This window comes from Candidatus Scalindua japonica (genome assembly GCF_002443295.1).
Lineage (GTDB): Bacteria > Planctomycetota > Brocadiia > Brocadiales > Scalinduaceae > Scalindua > Scalindua japonica.
In genome coordinates this window covers 48,985-69,110 of the sequence record NZ_BAOS01000013.1, presented here as the reverse complement: position 1 = coordinate 69,110, position 20,126 = coordinate 48,985, and the positions used below count along the sequence as shown (strand labels likewise).

Sequence of the window (20,126 nt, the reverse complement as noted above, 5' to 3'; positions counted from 1 at the left end):
GGCATTCAAAAACTTTAGCAAAAAAGGCTTGGGCGAAGCGTACAATAGAAGTGTCGGAGGAACGATATATTAACAAACCGAAAGGGGGTATATTATTCAAGGAGTTTGCAGAACAATGGCTGGAAGAGAGAAAATCGCATCTTAAGCGATCAAGTTATTATGATTACAAAAGTATTCTTGATCTTCATTTAATCCCGGCCTTTGGCAAGAAACGGTTAGGTCAGGTGTCAGAAGCAGATATAGAAAACCTGATTAAAGATTTAAAGGATAAACTGAGCAACAAGAGGGTTAATAATATCCTTGTGCCGTTAAAGACCATGTATAAGACTGCATATAGACGTAAGATCATTACAATCAATCCAATAGATGGTATTGGTATGCTAAGGGTAGAAAAGACGGAAATCAAACCACTCAGTATGGAAGAAGTCAGATTGTTTCTGGAGAATATAGATATACATTTCAGGGATTACTTTGAAGTAGCATTTTTTACCGGAATACGTCCGTCTGAACAGATAGCATTGAAGTGGGATAATATTGATTTCAACAGGGCTAAGATCAATGTCGTTGATGCCAGGGTAATGGGTGAGGAAAGCTCACCTAAGACCGTTGCAAGCCGCAGATCAATAGATATGCTGCCACCTGTTAAAGCGGCTCTTGAAAGACAGTCTGAAAAAACTTTTCTAAGCAGTCCTTACGTTTTTGTCTCCAAAAAAGGGAAAATTGTCGATATTGGCAACCTTAGAAAGCGGATATGGTATCCTGCTTTAAAAGAGACAGGGCTTAGAAGGCGAATTATGTATCAGACCAGACATACTTTTGGAACCTTAATGCTTTCCACGGGTGAAAATCCAAGTTGGATAGCTAGGATGATGGGGCATACTTCTGTAGAGATGTTGTTCAAGAAATATAGTGGATACATTCCAAACATTACTCACCAAGATGGTACCATTTTTATGCAGAAATTTTATAAAGATGGACACTTTTTGGACACCTGCAATAAAAAAGGACTTAGAACAAAGTCCTAAGTCCTTATATAATTGGTAGCGGGGACAGGATTTGAACCTGCGACCTCCGGGTTATGAGCCCGACGAGCTACCAAGCTGCTCTACCCCGCGTCTCCAATAACAATATAATATATCAGTATATATCATCTGTCAAACAGAAATTACAAAATTTATCTTTCTTAGTAAAGTTTCTCTAAGGAAAACAGGAATGCAGGAACTATTTGTGATAGAAAAGAAGTAATTTCAACAAATACAGGCATAATGCTTACGGCTGGAAACAGCAGATTTCCAACAGATAGGTCAATCGTTTCAAGTTATTTGAAATGGTGAAAGGACAAACCTTATAATCAAGATTGTCAACATCCTGGTCATCCTGTGAATCCTGTCTAAGAAGTTTTATCACATCCTCTCTGGAGCTTTGAGGCCAAGTATGCTTAGGCCATTCTTTATCACCTGTCTGACGGAATCAATCAATAGAATCCTTGCTTTCTTTAACTCACTATCATCAATAAGTATCCTGTGGTGTTGGTAGAACCTGTTGAATGTGCTGCAGAGGTCAAGCAGGTATTTACTTATTATCGATGGTTCACAGTGTCGCGCGGCACGTATTATTGTCAATTGTAAGAATTCCAGTTTTTTGACTAACAGCAGTTCATCATCTTCTTTAAAGAGATCAAAATTTACCTCATTTGTAGCTGTTTCACCACACTTTCTCAATACACTGCAGAGCCTTGCATGGGTGTATTGGACGTATGGGCCGGTCTCACCGTCAAAATTAAGGATTTCGTCCCAATCGAACAGGACATCCTTGACCCTTTTAGTGCTCAGCTCTGAGAAGATTATGGCACCAATGCCAACTTGATTTGCCACTTCCGTTTTGTTTTCAAGATCCGCATTTTTTCCTTCTATAATTTCCATGGCAATCTTACACGACTCTTCCAGCAGATCTTCCAGCAGGATGACTTTACCTTCTCGTGTGGACATTTTTCCACCTTTAAACTTTATCAGGCCGAAATCTACGTGTACGCAGTCGTCCACCCATTCATATCCCATAAGTTCAAGGACTTTGAAGAATTGTTTGAAGTGTAGTCTCTGTTCTGATCCTACGACGTAGATAAGTTTGTTAAAATCATACTCCCGCTTTCTATATTCAGCGGCACATATGTCCCTGGTTGCGTAGAGACTGGCATCATCCTTCTTTCTCAATATACAGGGGGGCATGTCATACTCTTCAAGGTTTACGATCAGGGCCTCTTCGCTTATTTCAGCCAGCCCCGCATCTTTTATTCTGTTAACTGTATCATCAAGCATGTTGTTATAAAAACTCTCGCCAGCGTATGAATCAAACGTTATGCCCAGTTTTTCATATACCCTTTGAAACTCTGACAGACTGATGTCTTTAAAGTATTGCCATGTTTTCTCCGCCTCTTCATTTCCATTTTCCAGCTTCTTAAACCAATCTCTGGCCTCATTTTCCAGAGACGGGTTATCTTTGGCCTCCTTATGGAACTTAACATACAGTTCGTTAAGTTTGGTGATGTCGAGCCCTGTCTCTTTTATAGAGACGTGGCCCTTTGTGTCCGGACCCCATCTCTTAAAGGCGACTATTAATTGTCCGAACTGCGTACCCCAATCGCCCAGATGGTTTATCCCTATACATTTATATCCTATGGTCTTGTATATGTTGTGAATGGCGTTCCCAATTACCGCAGAACGGAGATGATGTACTGCCAGGTGTTTTGCAATGTTTGGGGAAGAGTAATCAATGACGGCAGTTTTGCCTGCTCCGGATTCCGAACATCCGTAAGAGTCTGATTTTGTAAATACCTCATCCAGAACTGCTTTAAAGATCATTTTCCTGGAGACATAAAAGTTCAGGTATGGACCTATGGCTTTGATTTCAGTAATTATTCCACCGGTTGGCAGTTTTTGCGCAAGTTCGGCGGATATTTTTGCAGGGGCATTCCTTAACTGTTTCGCAATGGCAAAACATGGAAACGCATAGTCGCCTTTTTCAAGATCAGGAGGGATCTCTATGAAACCCTCTATCTCTTCCTCAGAAAGTGGGACCTCCACTTTTAGAACATCTACAATGTTTTTTATAAATATATCCATTTTGTTCCTTTTTGAATATGTTTTTGTATTTTAAAAATATGTGTATATTTCAATATTGATTACACTTCGACTCCCCGCCTGAATGACGAAGTCGGGCAGGCGCTCAGTGTGACATCATTACGAGTGCCTCGCCTGTGCCGGATGGGACGGGGAGTCGAAGGATAGTCTTTCGTCGCTATAGCGACTTAATTTGAGATAATAAACTAAATACTCAGAATTTACTACTCTTTACTCAGATGTTTCGCCGGACTATCAATATCCGGCAGCATTAAAACCAGCATTCCTGCTAACGGAAGCGTTAATGCTACAATCCTTAAGGATGTCCACATATTATGATGGTCCGCAATATACCCGACTACAGGGAGCATAAGGCCTGCAGAACCCCAGACAAGTCCCATTGAGATCCCGGCAATAGAGCTGGCCATGTCCGGACACAATCTTTGAACTATTAATATATTAACAGCAGAAGCTCCAAAAATAACCATGCCGCTTAAACCCAATAATATCATCGAAAAATTCCCGTCTGCATGTAAAAACCATAAAAGTAGAGGACAAGCAAAGATTGAGGAGCCGGCTATTATGATCTTTCTGCCTATTTTATCAGAAAGATATCCGCCGATCAAACCGCCGATACTTCCACTGACCAGAAAAGTGGATATGGCAATCCCGCTTCTGTGCATTGTGAGCCCTCTTTCCGTAAAAAGGATTGACATGAAGCTCATAAAACTTGTAATGACTACCGAACGGGTAAACATTATTAAAAACATAATCCACAACGGGCGCGATGTTCTGACAAAAAGTATTTTAAAATCAGATAGCCTTGTCTTACTATTATTTCCATGAAAACCGGGTAAAACCTTAATCAATATTAAAGACAGTATTACGCCTGGCAAAGACAATAACCATAGTTTGTTAAAACCACCGAAAGATACAATCGAAGTGATAATAAATGGCGCTCCGGCCAGCCCTATACAACCGGCCATAAGGAAGATAGACATCAAAAAAGTAGATCTGTTTTGGATAAGACCAGCAACAGTAGCCGCTCCATTGGGATGAAAGGAGGCTACACCTGAAGCCCCGAATATGAGCATAAAAATAAGTAAAATGAAGTTTGGCGCAAAACCTATACAACTCATAAAAATTGCGGAACAGAGAACACCGGTTACGACAAATAGTTTCTTGCTGAACCTGTCACCAAGAAATCCGAATACGGGCTGCAAGATTGAACCAAACACCGCAAGCACAGTGGGCAATATGGACACTTGTGTTATTGTTAAGTGGAGATGTGACTGAAAATAGGAGAGAAGAGGCATTAAAAAACCGGCATAAAAATCATTAAAGAGATGAGAAAACGTTAACAGGAGTATTGATGTAGATAAGACTCTACCATTGTTTTTTGTCATTTGAATTTTGAAATATTGGAAACCCGAATAAGTCAGAAGGAAGTGACGACAAAGAGTATTTTATCACATTCAACAATGTAACGGAATAAAATCTCATATTTAATATTGATCGGTTTTGATTTGAAATGGTTGATAAAAAGAGTAAAATTTATTAATGCCATCTTAATGCCAACAATAGTGATCTGTCAGGAAAGAATATTACTGAACTCCAAAAAGAAAGAGGGAACAAATTGTGACCAATAAAGAAGAGAATATTGAAGAACCAATAATGAACTATAGCGGGAATTCAGGGGCGCTCCATATCTTTATACCTCTCTTGGTATTGTTTATCTTGTTACTTGGTTTTATCGGTTATCTTGTGGTCTCTCCCGGACCGATTTCCGATTTCAAACCTCCGGTAGACAATAATACCCAATATCTTATTGATACCAATCCACAAAGTACAAACAACACGCCATTCGTAATCTCCAAGTGGATTTTAGTCCTTCTCGCGACATTCGGGGCGTTACAGATGTTTCCAATCCTCTTTGCGTCACAAAAGGCAAAGAGTGGATGTTTAAGTCAGAGAGAAAGAAGAGAGATAATATTTCTTTGTGAGATGCCGATGTACCTTGGGTTGTTAGGGTCTTTGTTGGGTGTCTGCTTAACTCAGTTTATGACAGGTTCTCTATCTGCTCCATTGGCATATATTACTACTATATCCGGTATTTTATTACATTTATTCGCGAAATTTACCATTATTGTTCCTCTGCCGGATACGTCAACTCCAGGTTTTGTTGAAGAGGTATAAATTATTATGAGAATATTTCTTGTTGGTATGTGTGATATCTTTCTGATTCTTTACCTGACTACCCTCAGCCAGGTAAATCCGTTTCATAACAGTTATTTAACCGTTGATGATTATAACAAGCTAAAAGAGTCGAAGATCCAGGCTGAACAAGAATCGGAAAAATCTCACGCACAGGTCCTGGAACTAAAGAATGAAATTTCCGCATTGGATAAGGAAAGGGAGAAAGCCATTCAATCAACGTTGTATGCCAAAGCTGAGGCCAAAAAAATCAGGCAATTGGTAAAGGTTGAGAAGGAAAAGGTTGCAAAGGTTGAAACAAAATTGTCAAAGGTTATCAGTGAAAAGGAAGAGTTTAGTAAGTTATTGCTAAAGTCTCGGGAGAATGAAGAGAAAACACAGAAAATCGTAAAAGAGTCACAAGCAGAATCAGAAAAGGCCAGGGAGAGAGAGCAGCAGGCGTTAAAATCTTTAGGCCAGTTGCAAGTAGCCCTGGAAAAAGCCACGAAACAAGAACAGCACGCATTGCAAATTGTAAAAAATGTAAAAACTGAGGCAGAAAAGACAAAAGAGGATAAACAGAAAGCCCTCGCAGTTGCTAAGATGTTACGATTGAAAGCGGAAGAGGCTAAAAAGAGAGCAGATGAGGCCAGGAAGAGGGAAGAGGATGCACTTAAGTTGGCAAAGGAGGCCAGATTAAAGGAGAAGGAGGCGAGAAAAAGCGAAGAGATTGCACGTAAAATTGCCGAGGAAGAGCGGTTAAATGCTGCAAAAGCCAGTGAAAATGAAACGATCGCTCTCAACTTAGCGGAACAAGCCAATAACCAGAAAGAGATTGCATTAAAAAAAGCCGGTATAGCCAGGGAGGCCGAAGCAAAAGCTTTAAAAATCGCCAGTATTGCTGAAGGAGAGACCGCGAAAGTAAAATCAAAAATCCAAAGTATTATTCAACCAGCTGATAGCGCGTACAGTGAAAACATATTAGACAAACTGGTTACATTTACCATAACAATCGGCTCTAAGGGGAGTTATAAAGTGATAACCATGCAGGGGATACCTGTTAAGATGGGAGATGAATATGTACTATTCACGCTATTAGACCAGATAGGGCTGGACCCTTCAACATCGTATAGTAATAATGCCACCTATAAAATATCGGTCAATGACAAACCGGTTACAAAGTTATTTGTTAAACCAGGCAAGGTTAAGATAGCAGCGTTGGTAATCAGTGAAGAGATTAAACATTGTTTGCCTATTGACAAAGCATCTGTTTTCACTTCATATATGCCTGTGCTGTTTTCGTTACGTAATCATAAACGATTAGGTGTTATGGACAGAATTCGTGGAGTCAGTGAAGATTATTTTGTATTCAAAAGAGATAGACTGTTAATGATAACTGAGGATGAATTGTTTTTTGATAATGAGGGGTTTCGTGGTACACGCAATTATGCCGAGTATATTGTAAAAGGTGACCAGATTGTAGATCTGAGCGGTAATTTTCTTGGGTTAGCATATAAGAAGAATAAAATATTGCGCATTGGTAACCTCAAGGAATGGCATTTAATCTCAATTCATGGTATGCGGGCAAAACAACTGGCAAATCGTATTTACAATATAAATAAGTTATGAATGAATTTATCTCAAGCCCATCAATGATCTTACTTCGCTCATTGTTTCTTTAGCAATTTTCCGGCATTTCTCGGCGCCAGCATTAAGGGTATCCATTACACTGACAGGGTTGTTGATCAGTTCTAAGCTCTTTTCTCTGATTGGTTCAAGTTCCTTGACCATGTTCTCTGATAGTATTTTTTTACAATCAACACAGCCTATCTCTGCAGACCTGCATTGTTTATTTATTCTGTCCAGTTCTGAATCTGTTGAGAAATATTTGTGCAGGGTGTAGACATTGCAGATATCAGGGTTTCCCGGATCGTCTCTTCTTTTCCTGTTTTCATCGGTTACGGCCCTTGATAATTTTTTCCAGATGGCATCAGGTTTTTCGATAAGAGATATGTAGTTGTTCATGCTTTTACTCATCTTATTCTTACCGTCCAGCCCCATGATTCTGGGTGCGTTTGAAAGGATGTGTTGTGGTTCGGGGAACAGTTCTCCATATCTTGTATTAAACTTTCTTGCTATTTCACGTGACAACTCAATGTGTTGGACCTGGTCTTCGCCAACAGGTACTGCCTGACCCTTATACAACAGGATGTCAGCGGTCTGAAGTACAGGATAGTCAAACAGTCCCACATTGATATTCTTTTCGTTCTGTTGTGCTTTATCCTTGAATTGAGTCATTCTTTCAAGAATTCCCATTGGTGTCAGCGTGTTCAGTACCCACGTTAACTCTGTGTGTTCGGGTACCTGGGATTGTACAAAGATAATGCAACGGTCTGTATCCAGGCCTGCAGCAATGTTTGTAGCGGCTGCATTTATGATCCTCTCCTGCATTACGCCGGGACTATACTCTACCGTTATTGCATGATAGTCTACAATCGAAAAAATACAGTCGTAGTCATCAAGTAGACTTATCCAGTTCTTAATTGCGCCCAGATAGTTCCCAATGTGGACTTCACCGCTTGGTTGGATACCACTGAATAATCGTTTTTTCATTTTTTAGTATTATATGACACAAATTTCATGAATCCCTTTTAAGGGGGAGTAAGTTTGGTCGCTTTACGACAAAAAACAATCCTTCGACTCCGCTCAGGATGACAATATTTAGAGCGCTCAGGATGATGTCATCCTGAGCGGAGTCGAAGGGTTAATAATATTACATCAGATGCATATACTAAATTATTTTAAATTTTCCTGTAATCTCTTAACCGCTTCTTTAATATCGCTGGTTTTTCCAAATGCTGAAAATCTGACAAATCCTTCGCCGGCCTTGCCAAACCCTGCGCCAGGTGTTGTTACAACATGTGCTTTGGTCAGGATATCTTCAAAAACATCCCATGACTTTTTACCGGGAAAGGCTGCCCAGATGTAAGGGGAATTGACTCCTCCAAATGTTTTTATACCCAACCCGTCTAATCCATTTTTTATGATTTTAGCATTTTCCATATAATAATTTACTGTTTCCTTTATTTCAGAGAGCCCGGTTTCTGATAGTGCTGCAATCGCTCCCCATTGAGCAATATTTGATGAACCATTAAATAGCGTACCTACTACTCTCTGCCAGTCTTTACCTACGCTCTGTCCATCATCAAATTTCAACTCTTTTGGGACAATTGTCCAGCCAAGCCTTACACCTGTAAACCCCGCAGGTTTTGACAGGGAACTGACCTCAATAGCACATTCCCTGGCACCTTCAATTTCGAAGATTGATCTTGGCAGGCCTTTTTCTCTAATAAATTCGGAATATGCAGCATCAAAGATAATTATTGATCTGTTTTTTCTCGCAAAATCAACCAGCTCTTTAAGTTCCTTTTTTGTTGCAACAGCGCCTGTAGGGTTGTTAGGTGAACATATATAAATCAAATCAGTTCTTTTGACTTTTGATAAATCAGGAAAGAAATCATTCTCTTCGGTACACCTCATATACTCTATACCATCAAACTCTTCTGTGTCAGAGTTATAATTCCCGGTTGCTCCAATCATTACTGATCCATCTACATATACCGGATACGCGGGGTCCTGGACAGCAACTGATACATTATTGCCAAAAAGGAAGAACAGCCTTCCGCAATCAGGTTTTGATCCATCTGAAACAATGATCTCTTCAGGGCTTATAATGCCGTTATACCAATTGTTTGAAATTCTTGTCTTTAATTTGTCTAAAAAAGCCTGGGCTTGTGCATCGTCATCATAGCCTGTATAACCTTCAGATGTACCAAGCCTGGTTACTTCTTTATGAAGTCCTTCAACGATATGTGTGCTCAGCGCTTCAGTAGTGTTGCCGATTCCAAGGCTAATCAGTTTCGCATCCGGCTCTTTTTCCAAAAGTGCTTTTTTACGTCTTCCTATTTCAGGAAACAGATACCCCGCCTGTAATTTTGCAATATTTTCGTTTCTTTTTACCATTATATTTTCTCCTGTTCTTTCACGTTAATCACGTGTTTTCTAATATAGTTTAAACTTCTCACGAATTATCACTATTAATATTTTAATTTGTAACACTCGTTTTACTGCCTGTGTGATAATTCTGGCATTCCAAACAAGCGTGAAAATTACTTTAACACAGACAAACCAGCTTGCCCATACCAACCATCGTATTATAACGCTTCTGAGAATAAAAGTTTTATATTATAGTAGAATTGTGGCAATTAAGATAGAGGAATTATGTGAAATGTAAAGAGTTTGCGTAATTACCCAATAAATTAAGAAAAGCCTCCTCTTTCCCGGACAAAAAATACCGAGGACTTTAATTCCCTCCCTGTGCGTGTCCGAAGGGGAAGGAGGGGAAAAGGGGTGACCATAAAATTATGATTTTCCTCAACTTGTTGGGTAATTACGGATTCAGCCCTGTTTTGCTGTAATCTCTTCCACATCAACTACGAGTACATTTGTTCTTCTTGCTGCGTCTGAAGAGTGGGGGAGTCTCGGTGCCTCGGGCGCGTATTTCTCAATAAGTTTGTTTAAGGCGTCCGTTTTTTCATCTATATCAATAACTACTCTTATGACACCAAATGCTATTACGCTTTTATACCTGGTTCTGGACCCACATGGCATGCGCATTCCGGGAATAATTGATATCATTTCGTCTGTCTCAAAGCAGACTTGTCGATTGTGTTTTATGTTTTCAATCTTGCGGCCTTCATGGGCGCTGTGAAAGTATATTTTATTATTAATATATACAAAATTGACAGGTGTAATGTACGGTATATTATTGAAGCATGTACCCAACCTTCCAACTAAAGCACTCGACAGGAACTCTTCTACCTCAGTATCGTTTGCAACCTCCTTATCTTTTCTCCTCAAGTTATTTTTCCAATATTGTTTTGTAGGGTTAGCTTCATGATGAGCGTTATATATACGTTCCACACGGACAAACAAGTTCCCGCCCGGCCTTGCCGTTCGCCAGCCCGACAAGACTGTTCTGGCGGGGACGGGTGTCCATGCCACCCATAACTACTATTTAATTTTATTCAGGATTAAATTTCTCTTCCTATGGATTCTGCAACCGCACCTGATTCTTTCATGAGCTTTTCAAAGCTTTCAATAGTCAGAGCCTGAGGGCCGTCAACAAAAGACTTCTCGGGGTCTTTGTGTACTTCCAGTATTAATCCGTCTGCACCGACCGCAATAGCTCCCCTGGACATAGGTGCTACAAGTTCCCGCACACCAGTACCGTGACTTGGGTCGACTATAACGGGTAGGTGTGTCAATAGTTTGAGATGTGGGACAATACTTAATGACAGGGTAAATCTCGTATGTGTTTCGAATGTCCTTATCCCTCTTTCACACAAAATTACATTCGGGTTGCCATGTGAAAGTATATATTCGCCTGCAAGTAAAAATTCATCTAAAGTAGCTGACATTCCGCGTTTTAAAATTACCGGTTTATTACATTTACCTACTGCCTCAAGTAACAGAAAGTTGGCCATATTTCTCGTTCCTATCTGTAATACATCAACATAGCTACTTACCAAGTCTATGTGTTCAGGGCTGAGTATCTCTGTAACTATTGCCAGTCCGGTAGCCTCTCTTGCCCTCGCCAGGTACTCAAGGCCTTCTTCTTTAAGTCCCTGGAAAGAGTATGGGCTGGTCCTTGGTTTAAAAGCGCCTCCTCTGAGTGCTATAGCGCCTGCTTTCTTCACTCCTTCTGCTATAAAATTAATCTGGTCCTGACTCTCCACCGCGCATGGCCCTGCGATTACACCAATCTTTTTACCACCTAAAACCTGATCATTAATCTTTATTTCAGTATCAGATTTTTTGACTTCACGACTGGCTAGTTTGTAAGGCGTTAATATCGGAACTGCTTTTTCTACACCCGGTATAGTGTCCCAGTATTCAGGAGGGATATCACGTTTATCACCGATTACGGCAATCACTTTTCTGTTGGTACCTTCCAATAGTGTTGTTTTACATCCAACCGCCTCGACCTTTTCTACTACATGATCTATTTCAGCCTGACCAGCAGTTGGTTTCATTACAATTATCATAATTAATCTCCGATTGCATACAAATGGTTATCATTTGAGCCAAAATATATTGTACCGTCCGAACCTATTAATGGCGATGATTCAATCCAGCCACCAGTTTGATAACTCCATTTCAGTTTTCCCTTTGTGTCTATGGCATATAGAGTGCCGTCAGTCGAACCGATGTAGGTAGTTCCTTCGGAATCTACGGCAGGTGATGACTCAATCCAGCCGTTAGTCTTGAATTGCCATTTAAGGGTACAGTTGGAGTTGATCGCGTATATCACTCTATTATAAGAACCGAAATAGAGTGTTCCGTCGCTACTTAATGCCGGTGATGACTGGACGCTTTTTCCGGTATTAATTCTCCATTTTATCGTACCATCAGGATTTATCGCGTACACAATGCCATTCTCTGATCCAAGATAAACAATCCCGTTCTCATCAACAGCAGGTGAAGAAAATGATTGATAAATATTACTGCCAATCCTGATGCTCCACTTAAATTTTCCATCGGTATCTAAAGCATAAACAATACCTTTGCTTATAAGAAAGTAGATGCTGCCATCAGGCCCGATTGACGGTGAAGAGCTTATAGAACTGTATGTCTTATTCTTAAAACTCCATTTCATCTTCCCATTGGTATCCATCGCGTACAGATTACCGTCTGCAGATCCGAAATAGATAGTATTGTTCTTTCCAATAGTAGGTGAGGAGTAGATTTCACCTTCTGTTTCATAGGCCCACTTGAGACTGCCATCTGAATTTAATGCGTAGAGTTTTTTGTCTCTCGAACCGACATATATTGTACCATCAAGCCCGATAGCCGGAGATGAAGTCACTTCCCCTTCTGTCTGATAAGCCCAGACAAGTTTTCCCTCAGGACTTACCGCGTAAAGCTTGCCATCTACCGAACCAAAATATATTGTTTCATCCGCTGCAATTGCCGGTGAAGAGGTAATTCTTTTCTCTGCCGCAAATTTCCATTTAAGATTGTTTGTTTGTGCTCCCCTAAAAGGGCTTGTGCCGGTATGTCTTAAATCGTGCCGAAACATCTGCCACGGAGGGGTAGCTGATCCTCCATGAGAAAGGTGGACTTTAAAACCGACAACTAGAATAAAAGTTATGCCTATAACGTTAAATGTTTTTTTAAACATAATAATATAATTCTTAAAATGAAAAAATGAATAGGCGGAGATGATGTTATAACTCCATTAGTTCTGAAAGTCCATTGTAAAATACCACCAGAGTTGAAGGCATACAGTTTGCCATCGATTTAAGTTTATCATCCTGACCAGAAGCAAATAATTTTCCATTCCAGGCGTATAGATAAATAAAGTTGTGGAGTAAGTAATTACCATTATGGTAATTACAACAATACAAGCTCTAAAAACAAAGTTGTTTTGATTCATACCATTCTATATAATAAGGTAATGAAAAAATCATCATTTACAATATTCATAATTGTTTTGCTCGTCATCTGGTACTCTTCTTTAAGAGTTAAATCATTGGATGCGGCCACTGTTTCCGGTAACGATAACGATACTGATTTTACCACTTCTATTATACAACGTCCGACAATCTTTTTCAGAAATCCTGATTTTAATTTTGGGCAGATTTACACGGGTCAAAAGGTTGAACATATTTATAAATTTGAAAACCGGGGAGAAGATATTCTGGAAATAAAAAAAGTAAAAGCCTCTTGCGGGTGTACTGCCGTAGTACTATCTGATAACACTATTCCATCCGGAGGAACCGGAGAGATCAAAACGACATTCTCTTCAGGTTCTCTTATCGGGAATATTACAAAAAGCATAACCGTTTCAAGTAATGATCCGGGTACTCCGAAATACAGGTTAACGATTTCCGGTGAGATTATTAAGGACCTGATTATTAATCCGGAACACATAGATTTTGGCTCAGTTTCAAAAGATGAAGAAGCTATAAAGACCGTTACAATTAAATCACAAACAGAACATGATTTTAAGATAAATAAAATTACGCCTTCCAAACCATTTATTAATGCCTCAATAACAGAGGTAAAAAATGGGGAATATGTGATCAAAGTTACGCTAAAATACAGGCCTGAAATTGGGAGAATAAGTGGTGGAATACACCTGGAGACTAACAGCAAGATACAAAAAAAGGTTAATATTCCATTCTTTGGAGAGATAGCAGGGGATATCACTACTTATCCAAAAAAAATCTATTATGGCCCTGTTACTAAAGGAAAAGAGTTGACTCACAAACTATATGTTAAGATTAATAAAAGTAATATAGAAATATTAAAAATTAAAACCTTTCCGGATTATATAAGCACTGAAATCGTTGAAAAAAAAGAGGGCAAGGATCCCCATTATTTAATCGAAGTAAAATTACATTCGGATGCGGCTATTGGAAACATTGGCGGAGTATTGGAGCTTCACACCAACAGTGAAACACAGCCTGTTACATTAGTACGTATAATTGGAGAAGTAGAGTAGGGTTGGAGTAAGCACAATGATCAGAAATTTCAGTAAAATTCCCGTTCTTATAATTATCGTTTTTGTTTTCATGTTTCTGGCTTTGTCTAATCAGGGATGCAATGACCATTATGGAAATGAGACCGGTAAAGATCCGGATAAAACGTTATCTCTGCCTGTGATACATATTGTTTTCACAGGTGAAGAAAATGGTTATCTGGAGCCTTGTGGGTGTTCGGAAGGGCAGCTTGGCGGGTTTGCAAAACGGCAGACGTTAATTAATCAATTGAGAAAAAAAGACCAGGACTTAATACTCCTGAGTATGGGGGACCTACCCGGTAAAGTTGGTCGACAAGAAGAAATCAAGATGGAAACAGCGCTTGAAGCGTTAGGCCTGATGGACTATGTTGCGCATAATATAGGAGAGAAGGATCTTAATATGGGAATTGATTTCCTGGGATACCTTTCCCAGATAAGTAATATAGAGTTTATATCAAGTAATATTACCGGCCTTGCTACACGGGCCCTTAACATAAAACCGTATGTTGTTAAGGAGATAAAGACTAATGAAACTATTTTTAAGGTTGGTATATTAGGAATAGTTTCACCGGCGCTAATTGAAAATGAAATTCAGGATTTAGAGGTTATGGACCCTGTTTTATCACTGAAGCCTTTGCTTAGTGATCTAAATGATAAAACAGATCTCTTAATCTTACTTTCCCATGCGGAGATGGCAGAATCGGTTAAAATTGCGGAAGAATATCCTGAACTTGAATTGATAATCTCTGGCCACATGGTTGACAGGCCTGACCTCTATCACCAAAAAGTGAATAATACATACATTGCATCTGTAGGTGAAAAAGGAAAGTATGTAGGAAATATTTCTATTTCACTACAACCGAAACAGACAAGTGAAGATAATAATAGTTTTTCAACTGCCATTGAGACAATAGCTTTGGATGAAAAATTTGCAGATTCATCTGATATCGCAATGTTATTGGGGATATATCAGCAGAGACTTCAGGATGAGGAATTGCTGGCGCAGGTTTTTAAGAGTGATCATCCTTCAAACCTCTCATTTACTGGAAATGATGATTGTGCTCTCTGTCATAACAGTATATTTAAGCACTGGGAAGAGACTGGTCATGCTTCTGCTTATGAGACATTAGTAAATGCTGAACACGAGTATGATCCTGAATGTGTAGCGTGCCACGTTATTGGTCTTAATTACTTCAGCGGTTTTGAAACAACAGAATTAACACCAGAAATGAAGGGAGTTGGCTGTGAAAGTTGTCATGGACCCGGAAGCGACCACAAAGATACACAATCTCAGGATTATGGTATGGTGAGTGTTGAAAACTGTGAAATCTGCCATAACCCTGAACACAGCCCGAAATTTGAATATAAGGAATACTGGCAGAAGATCAAACACCCACGGGAAGAGAAACAGGGTGGTGATTGAGTTGTAACATGATACATCTCTTTTCCCTCTTGATTTTGATGATTGATTAAGTAGTATAAGATGTGATTTACTATTATAAGATCAGTGACAAAATGACTAATTACACAAAACTCAAATATTACAATTTTTTATTAATTCCGCTAATGCTGCTAATCCTTATTCCTGCTGTTTCCTTTGGTGAAACAGGCAGGAATTCCAAGGCAAATATTGGTATTTTAGAGTCACTCAATAAATTTGGTAGCACCAGTTATAGATCAGGTATGCATAAAGAGGCGATACAAACCTTCAAGCAGGTGATAGGGATTCACCGTGGTTACAAGGCCCAATATAATCTAGGTTGTGCCTATAGCAAATTAGATATGCACGAGGATGCAATTAAATCTTTTAAACATTCAATAAAGCTTCGTCCTGATTTTGCGGATGCTCATTATCATCTTGGCCTCGTCTACGTCAACTCGGACATGTTCAAGGATGCAATTCAATCTTTTATACAAGCAGTAAACCTTACCCCTGATAATGCAGAAATTCATTTTAATCTCGGCCTTGCGTATAGCAGATTGGGCATGCATGAAGAAGAGATTGAGTCTTACAATGAAGCTAAAAGAATTGATCCTGAATATATAGGCATTTATAACAATCTCGGTGTGGCCTATAGCAAGTCAGGTATGTATGAAGAAGCGATAGTGTCATGCAGGCGGGCGATAGAGGTCAATCCTGATGATGTAAGGGTGCAAACGGCCCTCGGCAATGCCTATGCCAGTTTAGGTATGTACGAAGAAGCAATTGGTCCGCTCAAACAGGCGATAAAGATTAGTCCGGATGATGTGAGGGTGTATAAGGCGCTTGGTAATGCCTATGCCAGTTTAGGTATGTACGAAGAAGCAATTGATCCTCTCAGACTGGCAATAAATATTAATCCTGATGATGCAGATGGACATGAGACTCTTGGTATTATTTATCATCATTTAAATTACAGAGGCCTTGCTCTGGAGCAATATAAAATAGTAAGAATCCTTGATAGACAACTGGCAAAAAAACTGTTTAACGTGATTATTAAGAAAAATAGTATGTTAGAAGTTGATACTGCAAACGGGCAAGAGCAGTCAGAATAAAATGGTTATCTTTTGTTTTGTGCCTTTCTTTACAGAACGTTCTTGCAGGAATTTATCAAAACTGCTGACATTGAGAGCTTCTCCCCTTTAGGGCCTGCCACTCTGAATATAGCTGCAATTTTCAGCTCTTCATGATGTACTTGGTCATTACATTTCCAGCCTTCGTATGCAAGGTATAGAACCAATACCCTTCTGAATTGTATCTTCAGAGATATTGACACTATTAACCCCGATAAGCGTATTGGTTAACGACTCGGATACAATTGCCCCGCAAAGGTTGCAGCCTGCAGGGCCGCATTTGGAGAACTCTTAGTCGTCAGGTTTACTTCAATATTGATTTAAATAATTCAATATATTGATTTGTACTCTTCTCCCACGACCAATCCTGCTTCATGGCATTTTCTCTGAGGGCTTTCCATGGTGTTTCTAATTTATACAAATCCAACGCCCTGTCTATTGCATGGAGGAGTTCTGCGGCGAAATAGCCTTTCATGGTGAACCCGGTAGCGGTCCTGTTTTTGAGGTTCTCATCGTTTGCGTCGATTATTGTATCTGCAAGACCTCCGGTTTCACGCACTATTGGAATGGTTCCATATTTTAAGCTGTACATCTGGTTCAGACCACATGGTTCATATTTTGAAGGCATCAGGAAAATGTCAGCGCCTGCTTCTATTTGATGTGCCATTTTATTGTCAAACATTATGTTCACTGAAAGTTTTTCACTATATTTGGGAGTAAATTCTTTAAGCATTTGATGGTATTTTTCATCACCTATGCCAAGAATTACAAGTTGAAGATCTCTCTTCATCAACTCATCCATTATTACAATCAGAAGATCTACGCCTTTCTGCTCCGCAAGACGGCTGATCATACCAAGAAGAGGCGCTTCGGTTTGTGGAAGATCCAGTTCATTTTGCAGGTGTTTTTTACATTGTGCCTTTCCTTTTATATCTTCAATACTGAATTGATGAGAAATAAGATCGTCTTTGTCCGGTGACCATTCAGTGTAATCAACACCATTAATTATTCCGTAAAGCTTCTCTTCGTGCTCTTCTATGACACCTTCCAGCCCGCATCCAAACTCTATTGTTCTTATCTCTTCAGCGTACTTTTTAGAAACAGTTGTTACAATATCCGCAAAAACAATTCCACCTTTCAGGAAGTTTATGTTGTTCCAGTGTTCCAGGTTTTTACAGTTAAACAGCGACATGTCTAAACCGGTGAGTTTCATCTCTTCCTGCCGGAACATCCCCTGATATGCAAGGTTATGAATTGTCAGTACTGTTTTTATCGAGGAGAGCTTTTCATCTTCTGCAAACAAAGTCTTCAGATAAATCGGTATTAATGCCGTCTGCCAGTCATGACAATGAATAATATCTATTGGTAATACCAGCCTTTTAATAGCCTCGATTACGGCTCTGGAGAAAAAAATAAAGCGCTCCGCGTTGTCCTGATAATCACCGAATTCTGTTCCGTATAGTGAGTCCCTGTCAAAATATTCATCACGTTGTATGAAATAGATCACAATGTTTTTTGAACTGTGGTGAATGCTTTTCCATAGAGTGACGGTGTGTTCCGTGTCGCCAATTGGAATGTCAAAAGTGGTATCCAGAAGCTTGATATCAATACCGGAATTTTTTACCGACTTATAAAACGGCATGAATATAGAAACTTCGTGCCCTGCTTTCTCAAGGTACAATGGCAACGTTCCCACAACGTCTGCAAGGCCGCCTGTTTTCGCGTATGGAATTATTTCCGGTGATACTTCTGCAATTTTCATTATTCTTCTATCAAAGCAAAGTTTTGTCTCATTGTCGTTCCCAATTGGGAGCTTGGGAACGAGAGGTGAGATATCCTCACCTCATGACAGGTTTAGTTCCTCATTATCTACCCGAAAAGCCATTTGGACAGTGAGTTGCGGTAAAGTTAACTACTATATATATGCTTCTGTGACGTATCTCAGCATCATCCTATGGGTGTTGAAGAAGTAGGCATTTTTACCAATCGCGCTTTTCATCATTTTAACCCATTTATCTCTGTTCTGATAGAAAGTTGGGATAATAATTTGTTCAAGTTTGTTATAAAGATCGTCTGTGTCTATCTTGTTCGCATTATCATCAGGTACAGTTTCTGTTGATTCAGGGCCGATAGACCAACCTGTATCTCCTTCTATGTGGCCTTCAATCCACCATCCGTCAAGAACGCTGAAGTTCAGGACTCCATTATGTGCAGCCTTCATACCGCTTGTTCCCGATGCCTCAAGGGGCCTGATTGGGTTATTCAACCAGACATCTACACCTGAAACTATTTTCATGGCAGTTTCCATATTATAGTTATTGACAAAGGCAATCTTTATCTTCCCTTTTAGATTTTCTGAATATGCAAAGATATCCTCTATAAGTTTTTTGCCGCCTTCATCTTTTGGATGTGCCTTTCCGGCGAAAATAACCTGGATTTTACCGGACGCAATTCCCTCAAGTCTTTCAATGTCATTAAATAACAGGGACGCCCTCTTGTATGTGGCAAATCTTCTTGCAAACCCGATTGTCAGTGTCTCATGATCCATTTTCAAATTATTGGTAGAGTTTACATAGTCAATGAGTATTTTCTTGGCTTCGGAATGCGCATTCCATATCTCATCCGGAGGGATCAAATCAGTTCTTACAAATAACTCCGGTTCGTTTGCCCAGCCTGGTATATGTTTATCAAACAGTTTTTTAAAGCTGTCGCATGTCCATGTGTAAGAGTGAACACCATTTGTTATTGAGTTAATTTTATAACCCGGAAACATGTTCTGTGAAACTTCACCGTGTTTTTTGGCAACTCCGTTTACGTCATTACTCAGATTTAAAGCAAGAAGTGTCATATTGAGGTGATCATTTCCGGCAAGGTCATGTATGACATTCTCCGGAAAATAGTCACCGATTACGTTTCTATAGAGATCGTAAGAGAATTTATCATGTCCTGCTTCGACCGGTGTGTGTGTCGTAAATACACACAATTCTTTAACCGCTTCAAAGTCCCATATGTAAGACTCGTCCCAGACATCATTTAGATTATTTTTTAATTGATGCAGAAGTTCAAGTGTTAAGAATGCCGCGTGTCCTTCGTTCATATGATACTTTTTGATTTGAAATCCAAGAATCTTTAATATCTTGACTCCGCCAATCCCAAGTACCACTTCCTGTTTAATCCTGTAGTTGTCATCACCTCCATAGAGATAATCGGTTAATGATCTGTCTTCTTCACTATTTTCCTGTAAATTAGTATCAAGAAATAGAACAGGGACTTCACCTCCTTTGGGGCTTTTAACGAAATAGACCCATGCCTGTATATAAACGGTCCTGCCTTCAATTATGACAGTGGTCTTTTCCGGTACAGTGTGCATGATTTCTGATGGTTCCCACTGTGCAGGCAACTCTATCTGTCGTCCCTGATCATCTATATCCTGTTTAAAATACCCTTTGTGGTATATTAATGTAACTGCAACGAGAGGGAGATTTAAATCGGCACCTGATTTAATAGTGTCACCGGCAAGTATTCCCAAACCACCACTGAATGTGGGTATCTCATCTCTAAGTCCAATTTCCATAGAGAAATAGGCAATTTTAGATCCATTTGTGTGTTCTTCTGTTATTAACATTTTCATTTATTCCCTTCAGTTACTAATTTTTTGCGATTTCGACGCAAGAAAT

At 39.5% G+C, this 20,126-nt stretch carries 15 protein-coding genes and 1 tRNA gene; 6 read left to right on the top strand and 10 right to left on the bottom strand.

Annotated features, from left to right (window positions below):
- Positions 1-50: 50 nt before the first annotated feature.
- Positions 51-1,025 carry a site-specific integrase gene (locus tag SCALIN_RS07780; protein ID WP_096893946.1) on the top strand — a complete coding sequence of 325 codons (975 nt, stop codon included), beginning with the start codon at positions 51-53 and terminating at the stop codon, positions 1,023-1,025.
- Positions 1,026-1,038: 13 nt separating this feature from the next.
- Here the strand turns inward: SCALIN_RS07780 and SCALIN_RS07775 are convergent.
- The 3 genes from SCALIN_RS07775 to SCALIN_RS07765 form a co-directional block, all read right to left on the bottom strand.
- A tRNA-Met gene (locus SCALIN_RS07775) sits at positions 1,039-1,115 on the bottom strand.
- A gap of 288 nt (positions 1,116-1,403) precedes the next feature.
- Complete coding sequence (gene argS / locus SCALIN_RS07770) at positions 1,404-3,119, bottom strand: arginine--tRNA ligase (RefSeq protein WP_096893945.1); 1,716 nt, start codon at positions 3,117-3,119, stop codon at positions 1,404-1,406.
- 221 nt (positions 3,120-3,340) lie between these two features.
- Complete coding sequence (locus SCALIN_RS07765) at positions 3,341-4,522, bottom strand: MFS transporter (RefSeq protein WP_096893944.1); 1,182 nt, start codon at positions 4,520-4,522, stop codon at positions 3,341-3,343.
- A gap of 232 nt (positions 4,523-4,754) precedes the next feature.
- On the opposite strand from SCALIN_RS07765, the gene SCALIN_RS07760 reads away from it, so the two are divergent.
- Positions 4,755-5,312, top strand: coding sequence for a hypothetical protein (locus tag SCALIN_RS07760; protein ID WP_096893943.1), 558 nt, complete (start codon positions 4,755-4,757; stop codon positions 5,310-5,312).
- Positions 5,313-5,318: 6 nt separating this feature from the next.
- On the top strand, positions 5,319-6,938 hold the full coding sequence (locus tag SCALIN_RS07755) for a hypothetical protein (RefSeq protein WP_096893942.1): 1,620 nt from the start codon (positions 5,319-5,321) through the stop codon (positions 6,936-6,938).
- 6 nt (positions 6,939-6,944) lie between these two features.
- Here SCALIN_RS07755 and trpS read toward each other — a convergent pair whose 3' ends face one another.
- The 5 genes from trpS to SCALIN_RS07730 form a co-directional block, all read right to left on the bottom strand.
- Complete coding sequence (gene trpS / locus SCALIN_RS07750) at positions 6,945-7,922, bottom strand: tryptophan--tRNA ligase (protein WP_096893941.1); 978 nt, start codon at positions 7,920-7,922, stop codon at positions 6,945-6,947.
- Positions 7,923-8,105: 183 nt separating this feature from the next.
- On the bottom strand, positions 8,106-9,332 hold the full coding sequence (locus SCALIN_RS07745) for an LL-diaminopimelate aminotransferase (RefSeq protein ID WP_096893940.1): 1,227 nt from the start codon (positions 9,330-9,332) through the stop codon (positions 8,106-8,108).
- Positions 9,333-9,767: 435 nt separating this feature from the next.
- Positions 9,768-10,373 (bottom strand): pyridoxamine 5'-phosphate oxidase family protein, encoded by a 606-nt coding sequence (locus SCALIN_RS07740; RefSeq protein ID WP_096893939.1) that lies wholly within the window; start codon positions 10,371-10,373, stop codon positions 9,768-9,770.
- Between the two features lie 29 nt (positions 10,374-10,402).
- Positions 10,403-11,416 carry a 3-deoxy-7-phosphoheptulonate synthase gene (aroF, locus tag SCALIN_RS07735; protein WP_096893938.1) on the bottom strand — a complete coding sequence of 338 codons (1,014 nt, stop codon included), beginning with the start codon at positions 11,414-11,416 and terminating at the stop codon, positions 10,403-10,405.
- A 2-nt stretch (positions 11,417-11,418) separates the two neighbouring features.
- On the bottom strand, positions 11,419-12,552 hold the full coding sequence (locus tag SCALIN_RS07730) for an outer membrane protein assembly factor BamB family protein (protein ID WP_096893937.1): 1,134 nt from the start codon (positions 12,550-12,552) through the stop codon (positions 11,419-11,421).
- A gap of 276 nt (positions 12,553-12,828) precedes the next feature.
- Between SCALIN_RS07730 and SCALIN_RS07725 the strand changes: the two genes are divergently transcribed.
- From SCALIN_RS07725 to SCALIN_RS07715, 3 genes are all read left to right on the top strand, one after another.
- On the top strand, positions 12,829-13,878 hold the full coding sequence (locus tag SCALIN_RS07725) for a DUF1573 domain-containing protein (protein WP_096893936.1): 1,050 nt from the start codon (positions 12,829-12,831) through the stop codon (positions 13,876-13,878).
- A 16-nt stretch (positions 13,879-13,894) separates the two neighbouring features.
- Positions 13,895-15,319 carry a multiheme c-type cytochrome gene (locus SCALIN_RS07720; RefSeq protein WP_096893935.1) on the top strand — a complete coding sequence of 475 codons (1,425 nt, stop codon included), beginning with the start codon at positions 13,895-13,897 and terminating at the stop codon, positions 15,317-15,319.
- A gap of 92 nt (positions 15,320-15,411) precedes the next feature.
- The gene (locus SCALIN_RS07715; RefSeq protein ID WP_096893934.1) at positions 15,412-16,431 is read left to right on the top strand and encodes a tetratricopeptide repeat protein; all 1,020 of its coding nucleotides are present in this window, start codon (positions 15,412-15,414) and stop codon (positions 16,429-16,431) included.
- Positions 16,432-16,753: 322 nt separating this feature from the next.
- On the opposite strand, the gene glgA is transcribed toward SCALIN_RS07715, so the two are convergent.
- Together glgA and glgP are read right to left on the bottom strand one after the other, a co-directional pair.
- On the bottom strand, positions 16,754-18,211 hold the full coding sequence (gene glgA / locus SCALIN_RS07705; protein ID WP_096893932.1) for a glycogen synthase GlgA: 1,458 nt from the start codon (positions 18,209-18,211) through the stop codon (positions 16,754-16,756).
- 153 nt (positions 18,212-18,364) lie between these two features.
- Entirely contained in the window at positions 18,365-20,074 is a 1,710-nt protein-coding gene (glgP, locus tag SCALIN_RS07700; RefSeq protein WP_096894132.1) for an alpha-glucan family phosphorylase, read from the bottom strand.
- Between the last annotated feature and the right edge of the window lie 52 nt (positions 20,075-20,126).

Bases quoted from the DNA above. Each gene is read 5' to 3' on its own strand.
- trpS (WP_096893941.1), bottom strand. From the start codon at position 7,922: ATGAAAAAACGATTATTCAGTGGTATCCAACCAAGCGGTGAAGTCCAC.
- glgP (WP_096894132.1), bottom strand. From the start codon at position 20,074: ATGTTAATAACAGAAGAACACACAAATGGATCTAAAATTGCCTATTTC.
- aroF (WP_096893938.1), bottom strand. From the start codon at position 11,416: ATGATAATTGTAATGAAACCAACTGCTGGTCAGGCTGAAATAGATCAT.
- SCALIN_RS07720 (WP_096893935.1), top strand. From the start codon at position 13,895: ATGATCAGAAATTTCAGTAAAATTCCCGTTCTTATAATTATCGTTTTT.
- SCALIN_RS07725 (WP_096893936.1), top strand. From the start codon at position 12,829: ATGAAAAAATCATCATTTACAATATTCATAATTGTTTTGCTCGTCATC.
- SCALIN_RS07765 (WP_096893944.1), bottom strand. From the start codon at position 4,522: ATGACAAAAAACAATGGTAGAGTCTTATCTACATCAATACTCCTGTTA.
- SCALIN_RS07730 (WP_096893937.1), bottom strand. From the start codon at position 12,552: ATGTTTAAAAAAACATTTAACGTTATAGGCATAACTTTTATTCTAGTT.
- SCALIN_RS07745 (WP_096893940.1), bottom strand. From the start codon at position 9,332: ATGGTAAAAAGAAACGAAAATATTGCAAAATTACAGGCGGGGTATCTG.
- SCALIN_RS07755 (WP_096893942.1), top strand. From the start codon at position 5,319: ATGAGAATATTTCTTGTTGGTATGTGTGATATCTTTCTGATTCTTTAC.
- glgA (WP_096893932.1), bottom strand. From the start codon at position 18,211: ATGAAAATTGCAGAAGTATCACCGGAAATAATTCCATACGCGAAAACA.
- SCALIN_RS07715 (WP_096893934.1), top strand. From the start codon at position 15,412: ATGACTAATTACACAAAACTCAAATATTACAATTTTTTATTAATTCCG.
- argS (WP_096893945.1), bottom strand. From the start codon at position 3,119: ATGGATATATTTATAAAAAACATTGTAGATGTTCTAAAAGTGGAGGTC.